The sequence below is a fragment of the Sphingopyxis sp. genome, assembly GCF_016704835.1.
GTDB lineage: Bacteria > Pseudomonadota > Alphaproteobacteria > Sphingomonadales > Sphingomonadaceae > Sphingopyxis.
The window spans coordinates 57,701-80,867 of sequence record NZ_JADIZJ010000005.1 but is presented as its reverse complement, the minus strand read 5'-3'; the positions used below and the strand labels follow the sequence as shown (position 1 = coordinate 80,867).

19 protein-coding genes are annotated in these 23,167 nt (G+C 64.2%); 15 read left to right on the top strand and 4 right to left on the bottom strand.

All coding sequences use genetic code 11. From position 1 onward, the window contains the following. Positions 1-134: 134 nt before the first annotated feature. Genes IPF76_RS09945 through IPF76_RS09935 form a run of 3 tightly spaced genes read right to left on the bottom strand, consistent with a single transcriptional unit; the run spans position 135 to position 6,067 of the window. The gene (locus IPF76_RS09945) at positions 135-890 is read right to left on the bottom strand and encodes a hypothetical protein (protein WP_293843057.1); all 756 of its coding nucleotides are present in this window, start codon (positions 888-890) and stop codon (positions 135-137) included. Continuing rightward, positions 877-2,946, bottom strand: coding sequence for an adenylate/guanylate cyclase domain-containing protein (locus IPF76_RS09940; RefSeq protein ID WP_293843055.1), 2,070 nt, complete (start codon positions 2,944-2,946; stop codon positions 877-879). Before IPF76_RS09940 ends, IPF76_RS09945 begins: the two co-directional genes overlap by 14 nt. 22 nt (positions 2,947-2,968) lie before the next feature. Further along, positions 2,969-6,067 (bottom strand): CHAT domain-containing protein, encoded by a 3,099-nt coding sequence (locus IPF76_RS09935; RefSeq protein ID WP_293843053.1) that lies wholly within the window; start codon positions 6,065-6,067, stop codon positions 2,969-2,971. A 208-nt stretch (positions 6,068-6,275) separates the two neighbouring features. On the opposite strand from IPF76_RS09935, the gene IPF76_RS09930 reads away from it, so the two are divergent. From IPF76_RS09930 to IPF76_RS09860, 15 genes are all read left to right on the top strand, one after another. Further along, positions 6,276-6,602 carry a DUF1476 domain-containing protein gene (locus tag IPF76_RS09930; RefSeq protein WP_293843051.1) on the top strand — a complete coding sequence of 109 codons (327 nt, stop codon included), beginning with the start codon at positions 6,276-6,278 and terminating at the stop codon, positions 6,600-6,602. A 4-nt stretch (positions 6,603-6,606) separates the two neighbouring features. Further along, positions 6,607-6,840 (top strand): BolA family protein, encoded by a 234-nt coding sequence (locus IPF76_RS09925; RefSeq protein ID WP_293703916.1) that lies wholly within the window; start codon positions 6,607-6,609, stop codon positions 6,838-6,840. A 45-nt stretch (positions 6,841-6,885) separates the two neighbouring features. Next, positions 6,886-7,215 carry a Grx4 family monothiol glutaredoxin gene (gene grxD / locus IPF76_RS09920; protein WP_293843049.1) on the top strand — a complete coding sequence of 110 codons (330 nt, stop codon included), beginning with the start codon at positions 6,886-6,888 and terminating at the stop codon, positions 7,213-7,215. 614 nt (positions 7,216-7,829) lie between these two features. Further along, on the top strand, positions 7,830-8,198 hold the full coding sequence (locus IPF76_RS09915; RefSeq protein WP_293843047.1) for a BlaI/MecI/CopY family transcriptional regulator: 369 nt from the start codon (positions 7,830-7,832) through the stop codon (positions 8,196-8,198). Beyond that, a complete protein-coding gene (locus tag IPF76_RS09910; RefSeq protein WP_293843045.1) occupies positions 8,195-9,853 on the top strand; it encodes a M56 family metallopeptidase in 1,659 nt (552 codons plus the stop codon). The genes IPF76_RS09915 and IPF76_RS09910 overlap by 4 nt, the downstream gene beginning before the upstream one ends. Positions 9,854-10,219: 366 nt before the next feature. Next, the gene (locus IPF76_RS09905; RefSeq protein ID WP_293843043.1) at positions 10,220-11,137 is read left to right on the top strand and encodes an MBL fold metallo-hydrolase; all 918 of its coding nucleotides are present in this window, start codon (positions 10,220-10,222) and stop codon (positions 11,135-11,137) included. Continuing rightward, positions 11,130-11,942, top strand: coding sequence for a hypothetical protein (locus IPF76_RS09900; protein WP_293843041.1), 813 nt, complete (start codon positions 11,130-11,132; stop codon positions 11,940-11,942). Before IPF76_RS09905 ends, IPF76_RS09900 begins: the two co-directional genes overlap by 8 nt. Beyond that, complete coding sequence (locus tag IPF76_RS09895; protein WP_293843039.1) at positions 11,939-12,586, top strand: DUF4230 domain-containing protein; 648 nt, start codon at positions 11,939-11,941, stop codon at positions 12,584-12,586. The genes IPF76_RS09900 and IPF76_RS09895 overlap by 4 nt, the downstream gene beginning before the upstream one ends. A 65-nt stretch (positions 12,587-12,651) precedes the next feature. Continuing rightward, the gene (locus IPF76_RS09890; RefSeq protein WP_293843037.1) at positions 12,652-13,365 is read left to right on the top strand and encodes an adenylate cyclase; all 714 of its coding nucleotides are present in this window, start codon (positions 12,652-12,654) and stop codon (positions 13,363-13,365) included. 70 nt (positions 13,366-13,435) lie between these two features. Continuing rightward, complete coding sequence (nadA, locus tag IPF76_RS09885) at positions 13,436-14,425, top strand: quinolinate synthase NadA (RefSeq protein ID WP_293843035.1); 990 nt, start codon at positions 13,436-13,438, stop codon at positions 14,423-14,425. A gap of 931 nt (positions 14,426-15,356) precedes the next feature. Beyond that, positions 15,357-15,620, top strand: coding sequence for a GlsB/YeaQ/YmgE family stress response membrane protein (locus IPF76_RS09880; RefSeq protein ID WP_293843820.1), 264 nt, complete (start codon positions 15,357-15,359; stop codon positions 15,618-15,620). A 126-nt stretch (positions 15,621-15,746) separates the two neighbouring features. After that, on the top strand, positions 15,747-16,016 hold the full coding sequence (locus tag IPF76_RS09875; RefSeq protein WP_088441227.1) for a GlsB/YeaQ/YmgE family stress response membrane protein: 270 nt from the start codon (positions 15,747-15,749) through the stop codon (positions 16,014-16,016). 319 nt (positions 16,017-16,335) lie between these two features. Continuing rightward, positions 16,336-17,517, top strand: a complete 1,182-nt coding sequence (locus IPF76_RS09870) for an efflux RND transporter periplasmic adaptor subunit (RefSeq protein ID WP_293843817.1) — start codon at positions 16,336-16,338, stop codon at positions 17,515-17,517. A gap of 38 nt (positions 17,518-17,555) precedes the next feature. Further along, positions 17,556-20,972, top strand: a complete 3,417-nt coding sequence (locus tag IPF76_RS09865) for an efflux RND transporter permease subunit (RefSeq protein ID WP_293843033.1) — start codon at positions 17,556-17,558, stop codon at positions 20,970-20,972. Between the two features lie 111 nt (positions 20,973-21,083). Continuing rightward, positions 21,084-22,328 (top strand): DUF445 domain-containing protein, encoded by a 1,245-nt coding sequence (locus IPF76_RS09860; RefSeq protein WP_293843815.1) that lies wholly within the window; start codon positions 21,084-21,086, stop codon positions 22,326-22,328. Positions 22,329-22,347: 19 nt separating this feature from the next. Here IPF76_RS09860 and IPF76_RS09855 read toward each other — a convergent pair whose 3' ends face one another. Next, the gene (locus IPF76_RS09855) at positions 22,348-23,139 is read right to left on the bottom strand and encodes an SDR family NAD(P)-dependent oxidoreductase (RefSeq protein WP_293843031.1); all 792 of its coding nucleotides are present in this window, start codon (positions 23,137-23,139) and stop codon (positions 22,348-22,350) included. Between the last annotated feature and the right edge of the window lie 28 nt (positions 23,140-23,167).

The window sequence follows — 23,167 nt, the reverse complement described above, 5'->3', positions numbered from 1 at the left end:
TTCAGGCTCTGCCGAACAGTGGCAGCGCGAATTTTTCGACCCAAGGAAAGTTTCCACCGATAAATCGATAGGTTTTCTTCTTATTGTTATCAGATGGTATCAGCACGTTCAATATTTCTGCATTTTGGTTAACCTTATCCTGCTTCAGCTTCCGACATTGCATCGACGAGGCGGTTGAGCTGCGGTGCACAGCCCTTTGCCATTAGCATATCCACCGATCCTTCGATCGTGTCGGGGGCATTTTCCAGCGGGGTGAAGCGTACCTTGACCGGCGCGGACAGGCCGCCGCCCGACAGGCGGTAATCGATGCCATATTGCACCGGCAGGGTGTCGGTCGGCCATTTGCGGAAGTTGGCCCCATCGACGATGGCCACTGTTGTCTTCTTGCCTGCGCTTTCGATTTCCAGCGCTGTGTCACCTTCCATGTTCGGACGCCACAGCATCAACGTGGCGGGATCGGCAACGCAAAAGGTGCCGCCTTCGCGATAGTCGAGCAGCCACAGGTTCGGCGCGCGCGATTCGACCGGTGCAGCATCGCCCGGGCCGCGCGAAAATCCGCCGCGTGAGCGCAACGTCGGCCCCTTGGCGAGCATGCGCGTCACGGTGCCGCTCATCGACTGGCTGGCCTGGATCGTGCCGCTGGCGCCAAAGGTGCCGGGGCCGGACAGGGTGCGCGTCTTGCCGGCCTGCATCAACACGACCTTGTCGCCCGAAACCAGCGTCAGCTTGTCGGCCGACTTCAACTTGGCGCCGGTCGGATATTTGCTCGCCGACGGCCCGGTCGAGCGCACAACCATCGATTGTGCGGCAGCAGTGCCGACGACGGTCATCGCCATAATGGCGGCGGCGGTGAGGCTCAGGCGGCGCATGGGCAGGTCAGGAAAGGACATAGCTTTCTCCTTTTTCGGTATTGTTCAGGCGTTCTATCAGAAACATGATGGCTGGATCCTGACCGAATTCCGCCTGTATTGCTGTGGCACAGGTCACATAGGCATTCTTATCGCCTGCCGTGTGCGCTGCGACCATCGCCGCGATCCGGGCGCGTTGTTCGGGGGCGATGTCGGCGCGTGGGGTGAGCACATCGACCGGCTGGGCGCGACCGCGCAGCGTCACCCGCCCCATTTGTATCAGGTCGTCGCGGCCCGATCGCGCCGCCGCCTCGGCCGAGATCAGGACGCCCGTTTTCAAGCCCTTGTTCGCCGCTTCGAGGCGCGAAGCGGTGTTCATGCTGTCACCGAGCGCGGTATATTGGATACGCCCCTCGCCGCCGAAATTGCCGACGATCGCGTCGCCGACGTGCAAGCCGACGCGCGTCATGCCGAGCGGCGGCACGCCCTCGGCCAGGTCGACGCGGAATTTCTCGCCAGCCTGATACATCGCCAGTGCCGCGGCGGCGGCGCGCGGACCATCGTCGGGGCGGCTGAGCGGCGCGCCCCAAAAGGCCACGATGGCGTCGCCGACGAACTTGTCGATCGTACCGCCATGGTCGAGCACGATGTCGGACAAGCGATCGAGATAGGCGTTAAGCAGCCGCGCGACGGTTTCCGGCGTCACCGCGTGGCTGAGCTTGGTAAAGCCTTCCAGGTCGGTGAAAACGCAGAAGATGTTGCGGCGTTCGCCGTGCAGCGACAGCTGGTCGGGATCGCGCATGATCTGCGCCGCAACGTCGGCGGGCAGATATTTGCCGAGCGCTGACTGGGCAAAGGCACGCTGGCGCGACCCAATGGTGCGCGCCGCGGTGCCCACTGCGGCATAGCCGAACAGCCAGCCAATCGCCCAGCCAAAGGTCGGCAGCGTCGTTGTATCGACGCCGCGGCCCTGCAACCAGAAGGGAAAGGCGATGAAAAAGGCCAGCTGCCCCAGAAATACAAGCGCGACCCAGCGCGCGCGCAGATCGATCAGGCTGGTCAAGCCGCCCGCCAGCACGATCAGCACAGCGAGAATCCACAGCACCGGCCCAGCGAGCGGGCGCGACCAGGCGTTGTCGAGCTGCTGTGCCAGCATATGGGCGTGGACCTCCAGCCCGATCATCGTTTCATGCTGGCCGGTAATCGGATCGGTAAAGCGGCTGAGCGGCGTATTGAACTGGTCGTTGTCGATGATGTCGCCGCCGATCAGAACGTAGCGACCCTTGACCAGCTCCGAGAAGCCCGCACGCATGTCGGCGTCCATCGGCATGGCGAAGGTATCGATCGGAATATTGGCAAAGACGGGTTCCTCCTGACCTTTTGCGGCGCGCGCGGGGGCAAGGAAGCGGATATTCCCCTGAAAATTCGTGTGCGCCGGATCGACCGGCGCCATGGCGTTCGACATCAGTGGCGGCAGATTCCTGGGCCGGTCGGGCCAGTTGCGGATCACGCTGTCGTCATCGGTGCGGAACAGCACGCTTGTTGGCTTGGTCTTGTCGGTCGTGACCGCGGCGATGAAGGCTTCGAGAAATTTCTGTTGTTCGTAAAAGATGGTGTTCGGATTGCTCGCTTGCTCGGCATAGGCGAGCCAGGTCGGCGTCGTCATCGCGCGCAGCTGAGTCTTCAGCACCTCGTCGTCCGGGCGCGGCGAATCGAACGCGATATCAATGCCGATCGCCTTGGCGCCCATCTGGTCGATATTGCCAAGCGCATTGGCAAGCAGGGTGCGATCTAGCGGCGAGCGGATGCCGGTGTTGAACAGAGTTTCGTCATTATAAGTGATCAGGACGATACGTTTGTCCTGATCGACATGCGGCGCCATCAGCGTCACCCGCGCGTCGTACAGCGCCCGTTCGGCGGCATCAACCAACGGCATTTGCCAGCTAAAGCGCGCGATCAATATTGCGACGATGAGAAACAGGATCGTCGCCGCCATGCGCGACGGGCCAAGCTGCATGATCAGTCGGCGCACGCGCTTGCCCAGCGGAACCGCGGGCCGCTGACCGTCGGGCGCGGCCGGATCAGCCGCGGGTGGCATGGTGTCGGATAGGTCCATCGGTCTAGCGGGCGGCGCGGCCAGCCACCTCCCCGATTGGCGCGGCAGCGGCGGCGGTGTTGCCGTGCAGCAGCGCCTGACCGCCGTCACCGATGATTGCAAACCCCGCCCAATAATAGGGATGCGACGTTTGCTTGTCGTCCATCAGCGTCTTCTGCGTTCCCCACATCGCGTCGGCGACGCTGGTGCCTTGACCGACGGCGAACAGCCCGCCGATCAGCCGCTTGGTTGCATCAAAATCATCGGGAGCGGGCCAGTGGCTTGCGATCACTGAACGGCCGCCGGCACCGATAAAGCTGCGTACCAGTCCGTCGAGCGCATTGCCGCCGCCAGACAGTCCAGCTTCGCGCGTCGCTGCGATCGATGCGGCGCCCGCGGTGTCGCACGCCGACAGGATGACAAGGTCGGCGTTGATCTTGAGATCGAAGATCTCCTGGAAGGTCAGCAGCCCGTCCGAATCGCCGTCGCCGAACGAGGTAACCAGCGCCGGACGCGCGGGGCAGGCAGGGCGCGGCGCGGTCACGAGCCCGTGGGTGGCAAAATGGATGATGCGATAGTCATTGAGGTCGGTGCGGTTCTTGACCGCGCTGTCGGTGAAGGCGCCGCCGGTCAGCAGCGTCGCAGCGTCGCGGCCCATTGCGTTGCGCGCGGTAACGAGCTCATCAGCGGAAATCGGCCGTGCCCATTGGGACACGTCCCATTGGCAGTCGCCGTCGATGCTGCTGGCTGCTGCGCCGCGGGTGCCGAGCGACGGCAGCGACGTGCCGTTCACCGGCAGATTCTGCCCCAGCCCGAAATATTGGTTTGTCGCTTTCGACGGTGCCGCCTGCCGCGCATTGCGAAAGGCGAGCGTGGAAACCGCGGTGCTCGGCCGCGTCGTGCGCCCGAGCCATGCGACCTGGCGCATGTCGAACGGATCGGCGTTGGGATCGAGCAGTCGCTGCTCATAGGCGGCTAGGCCCGTATCGGCGGTGACAAGCAGATTGATCGGCAGTCGCAGCATGGCGCCGTCGGGTTCGAAAATCAGATGCGCGACCGTTGGCAGCCTGGCCGCGACCGGACCGAACAGCTGGCCATAGAGTTTGTAGGCGGTTGCGGCGTCGAACGGATAGGTGACGCGGCGGCCGTTTTCGACGATCGAGATGGTCGATCGGATTGTATCAACCGCGGTGTCGAGCGCCGCCGCGCTGATGTCCGATTTCCACAGCTGCGCACTGCCGGGCTCGATCAGCATCGCATAAACCGCATCGCTGACGACGAGCATTTTCAGATAGGCTTCGTCAGGACGCAGCACCTGCTGCAATTCGGGCAGGTCGAGCTTGCCGGGGGCGACGACGCGATATTGCGGGAAGGCGGCAAGGGCGATGATCGTTTCGGCCTGCTGGAACGACAGATTGTCGATCTGGGTCTTCAGATCGGCGCGCAGCGCATTGATTTCAGGCGAAACCGGCAATTGCCCGAGCCGCGCATCCTCAATCCGGGCGCGTTCGATATCGCGGTTCAGCGTCGTCGCCTGCCGGAACAGCCGCGCGCCGTCGTCGCTTCCGCTCGACAATTCGCGCGCCAGCACCGCTTGCGTGTCGGCGACGCCGGGGCGAACCTGCAACTGGCTGGCGACGAAAAAATCGCCGACGGCGGCCGGATCACTCGCTGCGCGGCTGGCGAGCAGCCGGTAATAGGGCGCCATCATGTTCGCCATGCCGGTGGTCGAGCGCTGTGACTGCGCCAGCGCGGTGACGACTTCGCGATAGATGGTGAGCGCTTTGTCGTCCTGACCATGGCGGGTGAGGAACGCTGCATAGCGCGCGCGCGCCGAGGCGAGCGCGTTGGTTTCGGGATATTCGACGGCCAGAGCGTTTACCGACTCAAGGAAGCGCGCATCGGCGGCGGCGGTGTCGCCCAGCGCCTCTTCGGCGAGCGCGAGTTCGCCGAGCATCTGCGAACGGAGGCGCACGATCGAGGTGACGCGGCCTTCGCGCACCGCGAGCGCATCGGAAAGGCCTTTGAGCTGCGCCGCCTTGGCCGCTGCGCCATTGCCGCGCAGCCGTTCGACGATGCCGAGCAGGTGGACCGCCTGCGCGTCGATGATCTGGGCGCGTTCGAGCGGGGTCAGTCGTTCGCGGTCGGAACCTTGCTGGACGGCGCGGGCATTGCTGCCGCTGTTGACCCCGGCGACAATCGTCGGCGTCAACGTGACGCTGGCGCCATCGACGGTGACCGCGCTGGTCAGCGGCGGGATCGGCCGCTGCAGCAGGTCGGCCGCGCCGTCATAATCGCGCTGGTTCAGCGCATGGATGGCGCGGAAGTTGCGGCGCAGGCGCAGCTGGACGGGGTCGCTGGTCGGGGCCGCCTCGGACTCGGCGAACAGCCGCTCGGCTTCGCCGAACTCGCCGAGGTTCGAGCGTTGCAGCGCGCGATTCAGCGTGAACTCGGTGGGGTCGATGTCGGCGGCGTCCTGGTCGCCCTGCGTGCGGCGCGACAATGTTTCGAAAAATTCGGCGGCTTCGGCATAGTCGCCGCTGTGGTTGCGCCGGTATCCCTCGGCCAATGCCTTATCGACATCGATCGCGCCCGCCAGCGTGCGGGCGAAGCCGTCGTTGGCGCCGACCGATGTCGTCGCGACCTTGATGACGCCGGGGACGACCTTCCGCTGCCGGATCGATTCGAGCGCGAGGTTCAGCGCGTCACCGTAGGCGGCAAAACCTTCGACCGTGTAAGCGGTGTTGCCCTCAGTCTCGATCCGCGTTTGCCATACAACGCTGCTGTCCTTGACCGTGCAAGTGCCGTCGGCGGCGCAGGTGACGGTGGCGGCGCGGCCGCGTTCGATCCGCGTGCGGGCTTGGTCGGATCCGGCGCGGAGCATACGGACAGTGCCGACCGGCTGACTGGCGTCGCGGCAAAGGATCACCCAAGCGCGGTCGAACATGCCATCGATCACGCTGTCGCGCACCGTCGCCTGCACCGCGCAGAGCGAACCGCCCTGATCGCCGATTGAAAAACTGTCGCGGAGCGTGGGGTCGGTGCCCTGCGCCTGCGCGGCTCCGGGCGCCGCCAAGGCGAGCGCTGCCAGAATCGGCAGGCAAAACGGACGTCGAGCGGTCATCACCTATCCCCCAAACACAAGGCTAGAGGCGCCCTGCCGATGCATATGCGGCAAGGCGCAGTCTTCATTGCTGCGGTACGACCCATTCCCTGATCGGACCCTAACCCCTCCGTCCGTAAAAGGGAAGTGATCAGCGGCACAGGTCGCTTGCGCCCTTGGGGCGCGCAACCTATCTGCAAGGCGACAGTTTCAAACCCATGAGGACATTATGAGCGGATTCGACGATCGTGAACGCGCCTTCGAGGCCCAATTCGCCCGTGATCAGGACGTGCAGTTCCGTATTACCGCGCGGCGCAACCGGCTGGTCGGCGAGTGGGCGGCCGAGCGCATGGGGCTGACGCCTGAGGAAACCGACGCTTATGCCAAGGCGGTCGTACAGGCCGATTTCGAGGAAGCGGGCGACGAAGACGTAATCCGCAAGCTTGCGGGCGATTTAACCGCAGCGCAGGTCGAAATCAGCGACGCTGAAATCCGCGCCGCGCTGAACGACAAGGCCGTCGAAGCCCGGCGTCAGTTCATGGACAAGCAGGGCTGATCCGATGGGCATGCGCGCCGATGATCTGCGGGCGATGATCGCTGCGGCGTTTCCCGATGCCGAGGTCGCGATCACCGATCTGGCGGGCGACAACGACCATTATGCGGCGCATGTGATCAGTGAATCCTTTCGCGGCATGACGCGGGTGGCGCAGCACAAGGCGGTCTATGCGGCGCTCGGCGGACGCATGGGCGGCGAACTTCATGCCTTGCAATTGACCACGGCCGTCCCTTCATAGGGGCCAGCATCAAATTTCTGGCGCAACGCGCCAACGGAGACGATTATGACCGAACCCACGCATGACCGCATCGCCAAGCTGGTCGCCGACAATTCCGTCCTGTTGTTCATGAAGGGCACGCCGCTGTTTCCGCAGTGCGGCTTTTCCTCGCGCGCGATTGCGATGCTCGACCGCCTGGGCGTCGAATATGAGACCGTCGACGTGCTGCAGGACATGGAAGTCCGGCAGGGCATCAAGGAATTTTCCGACTGGCCGACGATCCCCCAGCTCTATGTGAAGGGCGAGTTCGTCGGCGGCAGCGACATTATGATGGAAATGTGGGAAGCCGGCGAGCTGCACACGCTGATGACGGGGATCCCGGCACGGGCGGAGTAAGCCGCGCCCAACGACGACAGGCCCGTCGGAGCATGCGTTCCGGCGGGCTTTTGTTTGGCTGATTGGGGTTGCGAGCGGACTTTCCCTTTTCGCCGGGATGACGAGGTTGTGGGTGACCGACCTTCGTTGTTGCCAACCGTCGGCCGTATTCGAGAATCCTGCAAGGCAGCGCGTCCGGGGGGCGGGGCCTTTCGGCCGCTCCGCCCCCCGTCTGCATCGGGGGCAAGTGGAGATTTCCCGGTGGGGGCAGGGGGCATCAGGGACCAGACCGATGCCCCCCACCGCTCCAATTGAGCGGAACACTCGGGAACATCTGATACCATTCAATTGCCGTGCCAATCTGGCGCGGCGACGGATATGCGCGCGAGACGGTGGTTAGCGATTCCTTACCAGCATCCGAGCTTGTCAAAAATCCCGACACATTGGCGATCTCCCTGTTTCGTCAGCTCGCCGAAAGCCGGGATCTCAACCTCGCGCCGAACGCATCGTCGCGATTCCGGCATTCACCGGGATGAGGGATGCTGGGCCGTTCAGTTTCGTTCATCGACCATTCAGCCCGTTGACTACATTTGTAGTCGCATCGCAGATGAGCGGTGCCAATAGGAGGGGTTCTGATGGCAGAAAGAGCAAGCGAGTCGGAAATGCAGGTGCTGTCGGCCCTGTGGGACGACTCCCCGCAGACCGCGGCCCATCTCACCACCCGGATCGGCAAGGCCAATGGCTGGACGCAGGCGACGGTCAAGACGTTGCTGGCGCGGCTGGTCCAGAAAGGTGCGGTGACCGCCGCCGCCGATGGCCGCCGTTACCTGTATAGCCCGGCTATCGAACGCGCCGACGCCGTCGGCGAGGAATCGCAGCGCTTCGTCGACCGCCTGTTTGGCGGCCGCGTCAGCCCGCTGATCGCGCATCTTGCCGATCGCGAGGCGCTGACCGACACCGACATCGCCGAGATTGAAGCGTTGCTGCGGAAGCTCAAGTCATGAGCGCCGCGACATGGATGCAGGTGTGGGGCGACACGATGCTCACCACCGCGCTGCTGGTGCTGGCGGTGCTGCTGGTCCGCAAACCTTTTGCGCGCCATTTCGGGCCGCGGCTGGCTTACAGCCTGTGGCTGATCCCGGCGCTGCGGCTGGTCTTGCCGCCGCTGCCCTTTGCCGACCCCGTGACCGTGTCGGGCGCCAGCGAGGTTATGATGATCGCGGTCGATGCGCCAGTGATGGTGCCGGCGACACCCGCCTGGTCAATCGCCGATGCCATGCCCTATGCTTTTGTGCTGTGGGCGATGGGCATGGCGGCAGTGCTGGCGATGGCGTTGTTGTCGCATCGCCGCTTTCGCGCTTCGGTGCTGGCCGAAGCGGTCGAGCTCGAACCGATCGGAACGATCCGGCTGGTGATGACCGACGCGGTCGATGGCCCCGTTGCTTTCGGTCTGTGGCGCCGCATCGTTGCCGTGCCGCAGGATTTCTTTGCCCGCTATGCCGCCGACGAGCGTGCCCTCGCGGTCGATCACGAATTGGCGCACCATCGCCACGGCGATCTGTGGGCGAATGCCGCCGCGCTCGTGCTGCTGGCGTCGCAATGGTTCAACCCATTTGCCTGGCGCGCGATCCGCGCCTTTCGCTTCGATCAGGAGGCGGCGTGCGATGCGCGCGTGCTGACGATGGCCGACGCGGACATGCGCGGCGAGCGCACCGCGCGTTATGCGACCGCGATCGCCAAGGCTGCGGTCGGATCGCGGCTATCGCTGGCGGCGCCGATGGCAGTTCACGACAATTTGCAGGAGAGGCTGACGATGTTGATGCGGAGGGACATTTCGAAACAGCGCGGACGGGCGGGCCGGTTGCTGATCGGCGGCACGACGCTGGCGGTGTTGGGGGCGACGGCAACCTTGGTGCCGGCGGGGGTCGTCATGGCCACCGCGCAGACGGTCGATATCGCCGAACCGCCGGCGCCGCCCGAAGCCCCGCTGCCCCCCGAAGCGCCGGTCGCACCCGAAGCCCCCGGCGTCATGGTCTTCACCGATCACAGCGAGGACGTCACGACTGACAAGGATGGCAAGAAACGCGAAGTGCATCGCATTGTCATCCGCCGCGACGGCGACGGCGAGGGTAATGCCTCGACGGTGATGGTCGCCCCCGCCGGCGGCAAGGACAAGATGCGCCGTATCGACGTCCGCATGCCGGGCAGCCTGTCGCGCGACGATGTGCTCGCGACGCTGAAGGAACAGGGCATCACCGGCAAGCAGGCCGACGCGATTGCCGACAAGCTGGAAGCGAAACGCAAGGAACGCATGCGCACCGTGCTGGCCCCGATGCCGCCGATGCCTCCGCTGCCTCCCATGCACGGCACCTGGAGCACTCACGGACAGACGATGATCATGGGTAAGTGCGGAGACGGCACGAAGGCCGCGCCGATCGTCAACCGTGACGAAGCCGATGGCAACAAGCGCACCCGCGTTCATATGTTCGCGTGCAATGACAGCGCCGAAGGTAAGGCGGCGCGGCTGTCGGCGCTGAAAAAGGCACGCGAGGCCTTTGCCGAGGGCGAACGCGCGCGCGGCCTGTCCGACGACATGCGCGCCAAAGTCGCCGCCGATCTGGAAAAGGCGATCGCCGACATCGAGAAATCGGGCAACTGAGCCCGCGCAGCTTTGGCGTCAGCCTTTGCTCCCCGGTGGGGCTGGCGGCAGGGGCGGGGAAAGGGAGTGGGCGACCGCTCCCTTTTTCGTTTGGGGGGTCGACGTGACGGCTGTTGCGGGGCGATGAACGGACTTGGCCATGGCGCCCTGCGGCGAAGCCATGGCGAGGGGGACCGCCGCCGCAGGCGGTGTGAAAGGGGCGGCGACGCGGCGTCATGGCCCCTCCGTCAGCGCTTCGCGCTGCCACCTCCCCATCGCTGCGCGACAGGGAGGATCAACGGGCGGCATCGGTTCACGCGGGTCCTTGTTGCCAAATGATCGCCGCCACCCCTTTCGCTCGGCGCCCTGCACTGCCACATAAAGCCCATGAGCGAAGAAAAACCCTGGCCCGACAGCATCCGCGCCGGCGATTGCGAGCAGCATGAGCCGTTGGTTCGCCGCGTGCTGGCGCCGAATCCTTCGCCCTACACGTTCACAGGCACGCAGACGTGGATCGTCGGCGCGGGCAGCGATGTTGCGGTGATCGACCCCGGTCCGACCGGATCGGGCATGAGCATCGGCGATCCGCCCGATGCCAATGGGCAGGGGCATGTCGACGCCATCCTGCGCGCGGTGGAAGGGCAGCGGGTTGCCGCGATCCTGTGTACCCACACCCACCGCGATCACAGCCCGGCTGCGGCGCCGCTGAAAGCCGCAACCGGCGCTCCGATCATCGGCTGTGCGCCGCTCGCGCTGCGCGACGACGGCCCGCGCGCCGATTCGGCGTTCGATCCCGACTATGCCCCCGACCGGGTGCTGAGCGATGGCGAGCAAATTTCGGGCGACGGGTGGACGATCGAAACGGTTGCGACCCCCGGGCACACGTCGAACCATCTGTGTTACGGCCTGATCGAAAGCGGCGCGCTGTTCACCGGCGACCATGTGATGGCTTGGTCAACCAGCGTCGTCAGCCCGCCCGATGGCGACATGGCCGCCTATATGGCGAGCCTGTCGAAACTCTATCAGCGCGAAGACCGCGTCTATTATCCCGCACACGGGCCCGCGGTGACCAAGCCGCGGCAGCTCGTCCGCGGCATGCTGGGGCATCGCAAACAGCGCGAGCGGCAGATTCTTCGCGAGCTGGAAAAAGGAACCCGGGTCATCCCGGTGATGGTCGAGCATATGTACAAAGGGTTGGACCCGCGACTGACCGGCGCCGCCGGCCGCTCGGTGCTCGCGCATCTGTTTGACCTGCGCACGCGCGGCGTGGTGCGTGAACGCGATGACGAATGGGAACTTGCCTGACATGCTTTTGACGATGCTGCTCGCCGGAGCGCAGCCAGCCGCCGACACCGCACCCTTCGCCGCCCACTCGCGCATTCTGGACCTGACCGCCCGCGAAGACGGCCAGTATTGCCTGCCCGATGGTCAGATATGCTTTGAACTGTCGGGCGATGTCGATGCAGGCGAGCGGCCGGCCCATCTGCTCCTCTCGTTTCCGGGGTCAGGCGATACCGAAAAAGCCGCGCTGCCGCTCCCCGACTTTGCGGACGAGCCGCAGGGCCTGCGGCTGTGGCCGCATGTCGTTTCGGTGCATGGCGTCGATAAAGCCGATGGAGGAGCAGGATTGGAGATGCTGGTCGGGGTGATCGGCGAACAGCGTTCGATGTATTCGGGCGGCGGAGGATTGGGCAGTCGGCTCCACCTGCTGCGCTTCGGCATGGCGCCGCATGCGATTGGGCTCGGCGGCGAAGTGCTCGATGTCGTCTGGGACAGCTCGCTGATGATCCGCGCCTGTTTTTCGGAGCAGGATGCCAAGGACAGGCTCGACGCCTGCCACGACGAATATGATTTCAAGGCGGTGCTCAACCCCGGTCCGGACGATGGCGGCGAATTGCCGACGCTGACCTATCGCAGCTTTGCCACCGCCTATCCGCAGACATCGCGGCGGAGCGAAGACAATAGCGGGCAGAAACTCAAAATCGCCGACCTGGCCCATTGGCAAGATACCGACTGCAGCTACGAACGCGTGCTGCGATACAATGGAGCGACAGGGCGCTATGAAATGGATCGCCCGGCACCCGATTGTTCGGTCTATACAACCCCATGACCACGAATCCTTCCTCGCCCGCCGCGAGCCTTGCCGCGCGTCTGATCCTGCTCGCTGCCGCTGCGATGCTGCTACTTGCCGTCTGGTGGGCGGTGTCGGCATGGCGTGACTGGCAAAAGGGCTATGACCCAGAGACGGTTGTCGCGGCGAGCTTGCAGGGCTTGCAGGAACAGAATGTGCTGGTGCCGTTCACTGCACGCTATGTCGCGGTCGTCACCTCGACGCAGAGCCGGATGGGGCTGAGTGCGAAGAAGACGCTGATCATGCCGGGCACCGTGCGCTACGAGGTCGACCTGGGCAAGCTCAAGCAGTCGGATCTCGACTGGGACGCGGCGACCAATGCGCTGACCGTCACCCTGCCGCCGCTGCGGCTTGCCGGACCCGAAATCGATCTCGATGCGATCAGCGAGTTTCGCGACGGTGCGATCTTGCTGACGCTGACCGACGCCGAAGCCTCGCTCGACGCCGCGAACCGCAAGGCAGCGCAGGCCGAGCTGATCAAGCAGGCGAAGGGGACGACTCCGATGCGCCTGGCACAGGGCGCGGCGCGGGCCGCGGTCGAGCAGAGTTTCGCGATGCCGCTCAAGGCCGCGGGGATCGATGCCAAGGTTACCGCGCGCTTCGGCAATACCCCTGCTGGCTAGGCGGCTTTCGCGCGCCGTCATCCCGCGTTAGTCTGGCGGTGATTCCGGCCGACAGGGGGTAGGGCGTGGCGACAGCGATAACCGGCGCGGGGCGCGCTGAACTTTTCTGGCAGCGTATGGCGATCGGCCTCGCGCTGTTTATCATTTTCGGTTTCCTGCAATTCGCGCTGCGCGGTTTTGTCGATCCGGTCGCGGCGCCCTTTTGGGTCCATCTGCATGGCGTGTTGATGCTCGCGTGGCTGGCCCTGCTGGTCGTGCAGCCGACGTTGGTGTCGCGGCAGAATTTGGCGCTCCACCGGCGGCTTGGATGGACCGGTGCGGTGCTGGCGATCATTATCACCGGACTGGGCATCTTTATCGGAATCGCGTCGCTGGTGCTCGGCCGCTTCCCGCCCTTTTTCTCGCCGTCCTATTTTCTTGCGCTGACCGCCATCGAATCGATCGTATTCGGGACGATGGTGGGGGCAGCGGTTCGGCGGCGCCACATGACGGCGTGGCACCGGCGATTGATGATCGGCGCGACGATCATCATTCTCGAACCCGCAGTCGGCCGGATTTTGCCAATGCCGCTGCTGATCGGCTGGTCCGACATTCCGATCGGGCTGATCCAGCTCGCCGTCGTCGGCATCATCGCGCTTTATGATCGCCGGACGCTGGGGAGCGTGCATCCCGCGACAAAGGCGATCGCGGCGATTGTCATCGCGGTGCGCCTCACCATCTATCTGGCAGCGTTGATGCCCCCTGTCATTGCGCTCGCGGACCGGCTCGTTGGCGGCTGACGCCGCGTTGCCCTGTCCGGGGTCGCGGTGTAGGGGGGAGGCCAAGGCAAAAGCCAGATAAGGAAAAGCGATGACTGCTCCCATTCGCGAGAATCTCTCGGGCCTCGACCTGCGCGCCGAAATCGAGCGCCTCCGCAAAGAACGCAACGCGGTGATTCTGGCGCATTATTATCAGAAGCCGGAAATTCAGGATCTCGCCGATTTCGTCGGCGATTCGCTTGAGCTGTCGCGCAAGGCCGCCGACACCGACGCCGATGTCATCGCCTTTTGCGGCGTGAAGTTCATGGCCGAGACCGCGAAGATCCTGAGCCCCGAGAAGATCGTGATCCTGCCCGACATGGACGCGGGTTGCTCGCTCGAGGACAGCTGCCCGCCCGAGCAGTTCAAACGCTTCCGCGAAAAACACCCCGACCATATCGCGTTGACCTACATCAACTGCTCCGCAGCGGTTAAGGCATTGAGCGATATCATCGTCACCTCGTCGAGCGCCGAGACGATCATCAGCCAGATTCCGGAAAACCAGCCGATCATTTTTGGCCCCGATCGCCACCTCGGCGGCTATCTCAACCGCAAGTTCGGGCGCGAGATGCTGCTGTGGCCCGGCGTGTGCATCGTCCACGAAGCGTTCAGCGAGACCGAGCTGCTCAAGCTCAAGGCGCAGCACCCCGGCGCGCCGGTCGCTGCGCATCCCGAATGCCCGCCGCATATTGTCGACCATGCCGACTATGTCGGGTCGACCAGCGGTATTTTGCAATTCGCCAAGAGCTTCCCCGGCGACACACTGATCGTCGCGACCGAGCCGCACATCATCCACCAGATGGAACTGGCGATCCCGGACAAGACCTTCATCGGCGCGCCGGGGGCCGACGGCAACTGCAACTGCAACATCTGCCCGTACATGGCGCTCAACACGATGGAAAAGCTCTACCTCGCGCTGCGCGACCTGAAGCCGCAGATCGAGATGGAGGAAGGCCTGCGGCTGGCAGCACGCAAGAGCCTTGACCGGATGCTGGAGATGGCGTCGGGGACAATTGGGCAGGGCGATCTGGGACGGGCTTAGTTCCCAAGCGAGTCGGATTTGCGACTCGCCGCTACGAGTCGGCGGACGACTTGCGAGGGCTGAGCGGCAAATCCGAATCCGAAAATGCGGCATGCTTGTTACAAAAATGCTGCGCCGAATCCGCTTGTTGCTAATGCCGGACTTATCCACAGCAGCTGACGCTCGGCGAGGGCATTTGAGCGTTTTTCGGTTGGCGCTGCGAACGCTTCATGTCAGCTTCAAATCATCGGACGATGGAAACGAAAGACCGCCGGGACATCAAGGGTAGTTGCAAGACTAGCCAGAAGAGAACGGACCGGACTTACGAAGAAATCGACCGATAGCCTGGTCACGGAACGTAGCGATTCCCACGAGTTGATGCGGACCCGATCAGGTACAGGAAATGCAGTCCATCGCTTGGACAGCGACTGCTTCGGCAGACGCAGGAAGAGATGATGAAGGGCTTTCCAGGTGCGGCCGGCCCCCGAAAGGGGGCCGACCAAACCGTCGCCGGGTTGTTCCGGCGTGCGCCGCAACGCATCGTTTTGCGGGCTGCTGATCGCAAGAGAAGCGGACCGGGATGAGGTGAGGCGGAGTATGCCGGGGCAGGACCGGATAGTGGGGGTTGGCAGCGATGTCGGCCCCCATTTCGTTTGGGCAAAGCGCGCTGCGCGACGCCGAACCACCACCCCTCATGAATTTTTTTCCCGCGTGTGACGTTCGTCACATCGCAGTCAAACGCGGCTGCTTAAAGCTATGGTTGCGACCCGGAGCAGTTCTTGATCTGGAACTGATCCCACTTTCCCGGCCGCGTCCTTTGGGACCGGCCGGGAACCTTTCGCTTCCTTTCCGCATTATGTCGGCATCGTTGAAACGATGTCTGGGCGCGACCGGACGTTCATATTTCCGCCGGGTATCTGCGTTTGTCCGGCGGTTCAGGAAGGGAAAAACCATGGGCTTGATCATCACTTTGATTGTTGGCGGCATCATCGGCTGGCTGGCCAGCATCGTCATGCGCACGGATGGGCAGCAGGGCATCATTCTGAATGTCGTCGTCGGTATCGTTGGGGCTTTTCTCGGCAATTTCCTCGGCGGCTTTTTCGGTATGGGTGCCAGTCTCGACACCTTCAGCCCGATCGGTCTGCTGTGGGCGTTTATTGGCGCCGTGGTGCTGCTGGGGATCATCAATCTGATCCGCCGCGGCAGCGTCCGCTAAGCAAAACGGGTGGCGGCGGTGCGCGGGCGCGCCGCCGCCATTCTGTTAGGCGATTTCAAATATCCGGGTTATCAAAGCTATGCCTGCAATGTCGGGCAACACCAATGATCGTAGGGGGTCAATATCATGGATTTCATTATCGCAATCATCATGGGCGGCGTGATCGGCTGGCTGGCCAGCATCGTGATGCGCACTGATGCCCAGCAAGGTATCTTCCTCAACATCATCGTCGGCTGTATCGGGTCAATTCTTGGTCGTTTTCTCTTCGGCCAGTTCCTGGGCGGCGGTCACCTGCGCGGCAACGCCTTTGACCCGATGACCCTGCTCACCGCCTTTATCGGCGCCGTCGTGCTGCTCGCCATCGTTAACCTGGTGCGCCGCGGACGCGTTCGCTGAACGGACATTAGCGTGCGCCGGTCGTAATTGAGACCGGCCGGACAAAAGGGTGGCGCGCCGACCGGCGCGCCACCTTTTTTCATGTCTGCAACCACTGGAATTCGCAACAATATCCACCTATGAACCGCCCCCCGGGGCACAGGGGCGGAGGCAGGTTTTGTCCTCTTGCATCTGGTGATTTAATTGGGTAATACACCTCCTGCAGGATTTTGGTCCTGGCATGTGGGCCTGGGGGGGCGAAGCGCTGTCGCGCTCGCCGCACCGATGCCGCCTGCGGCTGGGAGGATTCGGCGTGAACTACGAGCGGAAAGTGGATTCGATGGACAGCCTCGCGGGTTCGACCCAGAGTTATTATGAAGAGGCGGACAGCCGCCGCAAGCGGACGCGCCTGATCATCGCATTGGTGCTGATCGCGCTCGCGCTGGCGGCGACGTGGTACGCGTTCAGTTCGAGCAAAGACGGTGCCGCCGGCGACGGCGGTGCGGCGGGCGGCAAAGGCGAAGCGGCAGTGCCGAGCATCACCGTCATGGTGCCTGGCCGCGAGTCGGTTCAGTCGACCATTTCGACCAACGGGACGATCGCGGCGCGGCGCGAAATGCCCGTCGGAATCGCCGGTGAAGGCGGCCAGGTCGTCCGCGTGCTCGTCGAACCTGGCCAGTGGGTCGGCGCCGGACAGCCGCTCGCGGTCATCGATCGCTCGGTGCAGACGCAGCAGGCCGCGAGCCTCGCGGCATCGATCCGCGTCGCGCAGGCCGATGCCGATCTGGCGCAGGCCGAACTCACGCGCGCCGATGCACTGGTAGCGCGCGGCTTTATTTCGAAGGCGGACATGGACCGCAAGCGCGCCACCCGCGATGCCGCGAACGCGCGCGTCCGCGTCGCGCAGGCGCAATATGCCGAGGCGCAGGCCCGCAACGGCCGTCTCAACATCGTCGCCCCCGCCGCCGGCCTGGTCCTGACGCGCGGCGTTGAGCCCGGGCAGATCGTTGGCGCAGGCAGCGGGGTGCTGTTCCGCATGGCCCGCGGCGGCGAGATGGAATTGCTGGCGCAGATGGCCGAGGCCGATTTGCAGCGGGTGCGCGTCGGCACGCGCGCTACAATCACGCCGGTTGGCAGCAATCTGAACGTCGAAGGACAGGTGTGGCAGGTGTCGCCGGTGATCAACCCCGACACGCGTCAGGGCATGGTCCGCATCGCGGTACCGTACAGCGCAGCGCTTCGCCCCGGCGGCTTTGCCGACGCACGATTGATTTCGGGAACAGAAGAAGCTCCGTTGCTGCCCGAAAGCGCTGTCCAGAGCGGCCCCGAGGGCAATTATGTGCTGATCGTGGACAATAAGAACACGATCCAGCGTCGCGCGATCAAGGTGGGAACGGTGACCGACGACGGCGTGTCGATCGCCTCGGGCCTTGCCGGCAACGAACGGGTGGTCGTACTGGCCGGTGCCTTCCTGAACGTCGGCGACAAGGTGAAGCCGGTGGTTCAGAAATCGCCGCAATAGTCGTCCCGGACCGCATACGCACAAAAGGCGTTTGAATCATGAGCTTTCGCAACATCTCCGCCTGGTGCATCCGCAATCCGGTGCCGCCGATCGTCATGTTCGTGCTGTTGCTGCTGGCGGGGATCGTCAGCTTCAACCGGATGGACGTGAACGACAATCCGGACATCGAATTTCCTGCGGTGCAGGTCATTGTTGCCCAGCCGGGCGCCGCGCCTTCAGAGCTTGAAACGCAAGTGACGCAGCGCGTCGAAGCCGCGGTTCGCGGGGTCAGCGGGGTCGACGAAATGTCGTCCTATGTCGGCGAGGGTAACAGCCGCACGATGGTGCAGTTCGCGATCGGCACCCCGATCGACCGCGCCTATAACGATGTGAATCAGGCGGTTCAGCAGATCCGCAGCGACCTGCCTGACGGGATCCTCGAACCGCAGGTGGTGCGCGTCGACATCGCCGGTGGCCCGATCACCTATTTTGCCGTCGAAGCGTCGGACATGACGCTGGAACAATTGTCGTGGTACGTCGACAATACGGTTGCCAAAGAGCTGCTGGCAATCCCCGGCATGAGCCAAGTACGCCGTTCGGGCGGGGTCGACCGCGAAATCCGCGTCATCCTCGATCCCGCGCGCATGCAAAGCTATGGCCTGACCGCGAGCCAGGTAAACCAGCAGCTGCGCCAGACCAACGTCAACGCTGCGGGCGGCCGCACCGAAATCGCGGGCAGCGAACAGGCCGTGCGCGTGCTTGGCAACGCCGCGAACGCCTTTGAACTTGGCGACACCCGACTGTCGATCGGCAACGGTCGTACCGTGCGCCTGTCCGACGTCGCCAAGGTCACCGACGGCTATGCCGAACAGCGCAATCTGGCAAAGATCAAGGGGCGGCAGGTGCTCAGCTTCTCGATCGAAAAGGCCAAGGGCGCGTCCGACGTCACCGTCCATGACGAGACGATGAAGAAGCTGGCAGAGATCAAGAAGGCCAATCCCAAGGTCGATTTCAAGATCCTGTTCACGCGCACCGAATATACCAAGGAACAATATCGCAGTTCGATGCTGGCGATGGGCGAGGGGGCGGTGCTCGCGGTCATCGTCGTGTTCCTCTTCCTGCGCGACTGGCGCGCGACGCTGATCAGTGCGCTGGCGATCCCGCTGTCGGCGATCCCGACCTTTTGGTTCATGGACCTGATGGGCTTCTCGCTGAACAGCCTGTCGCTGCTCGCGCTCAGTCTGGTCGCCGGGGTGCTGGTCGATGACGCCATCGTCGAGATCGAAAATATCGTCCGGCACATGCGCATGGGCAAGACCGCCTATCAGGCGTCGATCGACGCCGCGGACGAGATCGGCCTGGCGGTCGTCGCGACAACAATGTCGATCGTCGCAGTGTTCCTGCCCGTTGCGCTGATGCCCGGCATTTCGGGCCAGTTCTTCGTCCAGTTCGGGATGACCGTCGTGTTCGCGGTGCTCGTCAGTCTGGCGGTCGCGCGTATGATCACGCCGATGATTGCCGCCTATTTCCTGTCGGCGCAGGGCGAGCAGGAGCATGCGGCGGGGCCGTGGGTCGATCGCTACGAGCGGCTGCTCGCGTGGACGCTCGACAGCAGCAAGCAGCAGGCGGTGCGCGCGCGCTATGACGGCACGCAGACCAAGATCGCCTTTCTTGCGGTGCCGCTCGTTCTGGCCGGACTCTATGTCCTCTATTCAATCTTCTCATATTTCCAGCCCGTTCCGGCGGGACAGGATGGCCCGAATCCGGCAGTCCATTTCCTCGTGTTGACGCCGCTGATGGCGATTGTCACCTTCTTGGCGGCGAGCCTGCTTGCCATCCTGATCGGCGCTCTCGCTTACGCGATGGGGATGCGCCAATGGGCCATGACCCATTGGGCGAAGTTCATGGCCCAGCGCGCCTGGGCGCGGCTGCATGACCATCGCGTCTGGATCGTCGGCATCGGTCTGCTTGCCTTTCTATCGAGCATTGGCTTGTTCGCGGTGTTGCCGCAGCAGTTCCAGCCGACGACGAACAGCGATTACAGTCAGGTGCGTTACGAGCTGCCGCCGGGTTCGACGCTGGCGCAGAGCGAAACCATCGCGCGGCAGATTGGCGCGATACTCGACAACAGCCCTGTGGTTCAAACGGCTTTTTACGACGTCAATGTTGGCGGCGGGAATGGCTTCATCACGCTCAAGAAAGATCGTGAAATTAGCAGCGTCGAATGGGAACGCAGTCTGCAACCCAAGCTGGCGGCGATCCCCGATGCGCGGGTGTCGTTCCAGAGCCAGTCTGGCGGCTTTTCAGGCCGCGACATCACGATGGTGATTGGCGGCGACGATCCGGTCGCACTCGAAAAACATGCCCGCACAATCGTTGCCCAGATGGGCGGCGTGAAAGAATTGCGCGCACCGCGCATCGAGGGTGACATTCCGCGTCCCGAAATCATCGTCAATCCGCGCATGGACCTGGCCGCCGAGCTCGGCGTGACCACAGCGGCGCTCAGCCAGACGATCCGCATCGCGACCTTGGGCGACATCGATCAGAATGCCGCGAAATTCTCGCTGTCCGATCGCCAGATCCCGATCCGGGTGCTCTTGTCCGAAGATTCGCGCCGCAGCCTGGCAACGATCGAGAATTTGCCCGTTCCCACCTCGCGCGGAACGACGGTGCCGCTCAAATCGGTCGCCGAAATCGGGTTCGGCGCAGGGCCGACCGAATTGCGCCGGTACAACCAGACGCGGCGTATCGTTATCGGCGCCGATCTCGCGCCAGGGCTGGTCACGGGAGAGGCGCAGAAAAGGATCGACGCGCTGCCTGCGGTCAAGAATATGCCGCAAGGCATCCGCAGAGTGGTGCAGGGCGATGCCAAATGGCAGGCCGAGCTGATCAACAACTTCATCATCGCGGTGGTGTCGGGACTGCTCCTCGTCTTTTCGACGCTGGTGCTGCTCTATCGCCGTTTCCTGTCGCCGCTGGTCAACATGTCGTCGCTGCTGCTCGCGCCGCTCGGCGGGCTGCTCGGCCTCGCGATCACCGGCATGGAAATTTCGATGCCGGTCTATATCGGGCTGCTGATGCTGCTTGGGATCGTCGCCAAAAACTCGATCCTGCTCGTCGATTTCGCGATCGAGGAGATGGATCACGGGGTCGGCAAGATGGAGGCATTGCTCGATGCAGGGCGCAAGCGCGCCCAGCCGATCGTGATGACCACGGTTGCGATGGTCGCGGGCATGGTGCCGACGGCGATCTCGCTGTCGGGCGACGGCGCCTGGCGCGCGCCGATGGGCGTGGTCGTGATCGGCGGGCTGATCCTGTCGACGCTGCTGACGCTGCTGATCGTTCCGGCGGGCTTTAGCCTGGCCGACAGCGTCGAAAAACGTCTTGGCCGCTTCTTCTCGCGCAATCTGCTCACCTATCGGCATGGCGATGATACCAAGCCGCACGGGGAGCCGGCGCCGCAGCCGGCCGAGTGACCGGGCGCGGCCAAATGTGCCGCGTTGGTTGCAACTTTTGCGCCGCTTCGCCATTTGATGGTGATGATCGATAATCCCTCGCCCCCGGACGAGATGGGACGCGCCCACCCCATGCGGGTGGGCGTTGCCGTTCCGACCGGCGGGCTGAACATTCGCGTCGTCGCGACCGGCATGCTGGTGGTGATGGCGCTGGTGTTCATCACCGCCAAATTTTATCAGGACGTTCACCCGGCGGTGGGCTTTGTCCGCGCGTTTGCCGAGGCGGCGATGGTCGGCGGGCTCGCCGACTGGTTCGCGGTCACCGCGCTGTTCCGGCACCCGATGGGGATCCCGATCCCGCACACCGCGATCGTTCCGCGCAACAAGAACCGCATCGGCGATACGCTTGCGCGTTTCCTGCTGACCAACTTCCTGCTGCCGCGCCTGATTGCGCGCAAAATGCAGACGCTCGACGTCGCCGGAGCGGTCGGTGCCTTTCTGTCGCAACCGGCCGAGGGGGGCGGGCGGCTCAAGATCGGCGCGTCGCGGATCATCGCCGACGCGCTCGGCGCCCTCGACCAGCAACGGCTGGGCGGGATGGTCAAATCGGCGATCGCCGATCGCCTGCGCGAACTCGACGTCGCGCCCTTGCTGGGTCAGGCATTGCAGGCGGCGTTGGCCGAGGGACGGCACCAGCCGCTGCTCGACGCGATGGTCAAATGGGGGTCGAAGACGCTCGAACTCAACGATCATCTGATTCATCAGATGGTCCACGACAATTCGAACGCGATTGTCCGCTTCACCGGGCTCGACGAGAGCATTTCGAACCGCATCGTCGCCGGGCTGTCGAAGCTGCTCAGCGAGATGGCGGTGGATGAGACGCACCCGCTGCGCATTCGCGTCGAGGAAGGGCTCGCCAAGATGGCGCTCGACCTGCAGCACGACGCCGAAGTGAAAGCCAAGGTTGCCAAGGTCCGCGACGAGCTGCTCGAGAACAAGGCCGTCAAACGCTGGCTCGACGGCTTGTGGGAACAGGGCCGCGGCGCGCTGCTCAAGGCGGCGCGCGACCCCGAAACGATGCTGGCGGGACGGATCGGCGAACTGGTCACGCAATTTGGCGCGATGCTGGGCGAGGATGCCCATATCAAACGCACGCTCAACCGCTACGCCCGCCGCGCCGTCGTCGGCATGGTTGACAGCTATGGCGAGACGGCGCTGAAACTGGTGTCGGACACGATCCGCGGCTGGGATGCCAAGACGATCACCGACCGGTTGGAAAGCGCTGTCGGCGACGACTTGCAATATATTCGCATCAACGGAACGCTGGTCGGCGGACTTGTCGGCGTGCTGATCCACACGGTGGATGTGTTGATCTGATCCATCGCGAGGGTGGCGGTTAAGCGCAGGCCACTAATCCTTCACGAAAACTCGGATAGCGCGGTGTCCAGCCCAGCAGCCGTCTGGCTTTGCCGTTCGCGACCCGGCGATTTTCAGCGTAGAAGGCGCGCGCCGCGGGTGACAGACCTGCCTCGTCGAGCGATTGCAGCGGCGGCAGCGGCGCCCCCAGCATCCGGCAGCCCCATTCGACCAAGCGGTTCTGGTGACAGGGTTCGTCGTCGGCGAGATTAAAGACCCCCGCCGGTCCCTTGAACGACGCGATCACGCCGCCCGTAATGTCATCGACATGGACGCGACTGAAGACCTGGTCGGGGTGGTCGATCCGGTGCGCCCGCCCCTCGGCAATGCGGTTGAGGATCGAACGACCGGGACCGTAGATACCGGGGAGGCGAAAGACCGACACATCGCTACGCAGCGCCGTCCATGCCGCGTCCGCGGCCGTGCGGTCGCGGCGGCGGCCTTTGATGGGTGCGCTTTCGTCGACCCATGCGCCGCCGGCGTCACCATAGACGCCGGTCGAAGACAGATAGCCGACCCACGCCGCCGGGGCGATCGCGATGGCATCGCCATAGCGCGCCAGCACGGGGTCAGCGCCGGCGACCGGTGGCACCGACGACAGAATATGCGTCGCCGACCGTAGCGCCGCGAGCACTGCGCCGTCGTCTGCGAACGCGATGCTGTCGCCGCGACCGTCCTGCGTCGTCCCGGCCACCTCCCAGCCCCGTGCGCGCAAGCGGCCGGCGAGATGGCTCGCGGCATAGCCCATCCCGAAAATCAGCATCTGTCTCATCGCCCGCCTTATTGCGCGCTCCGCGCCC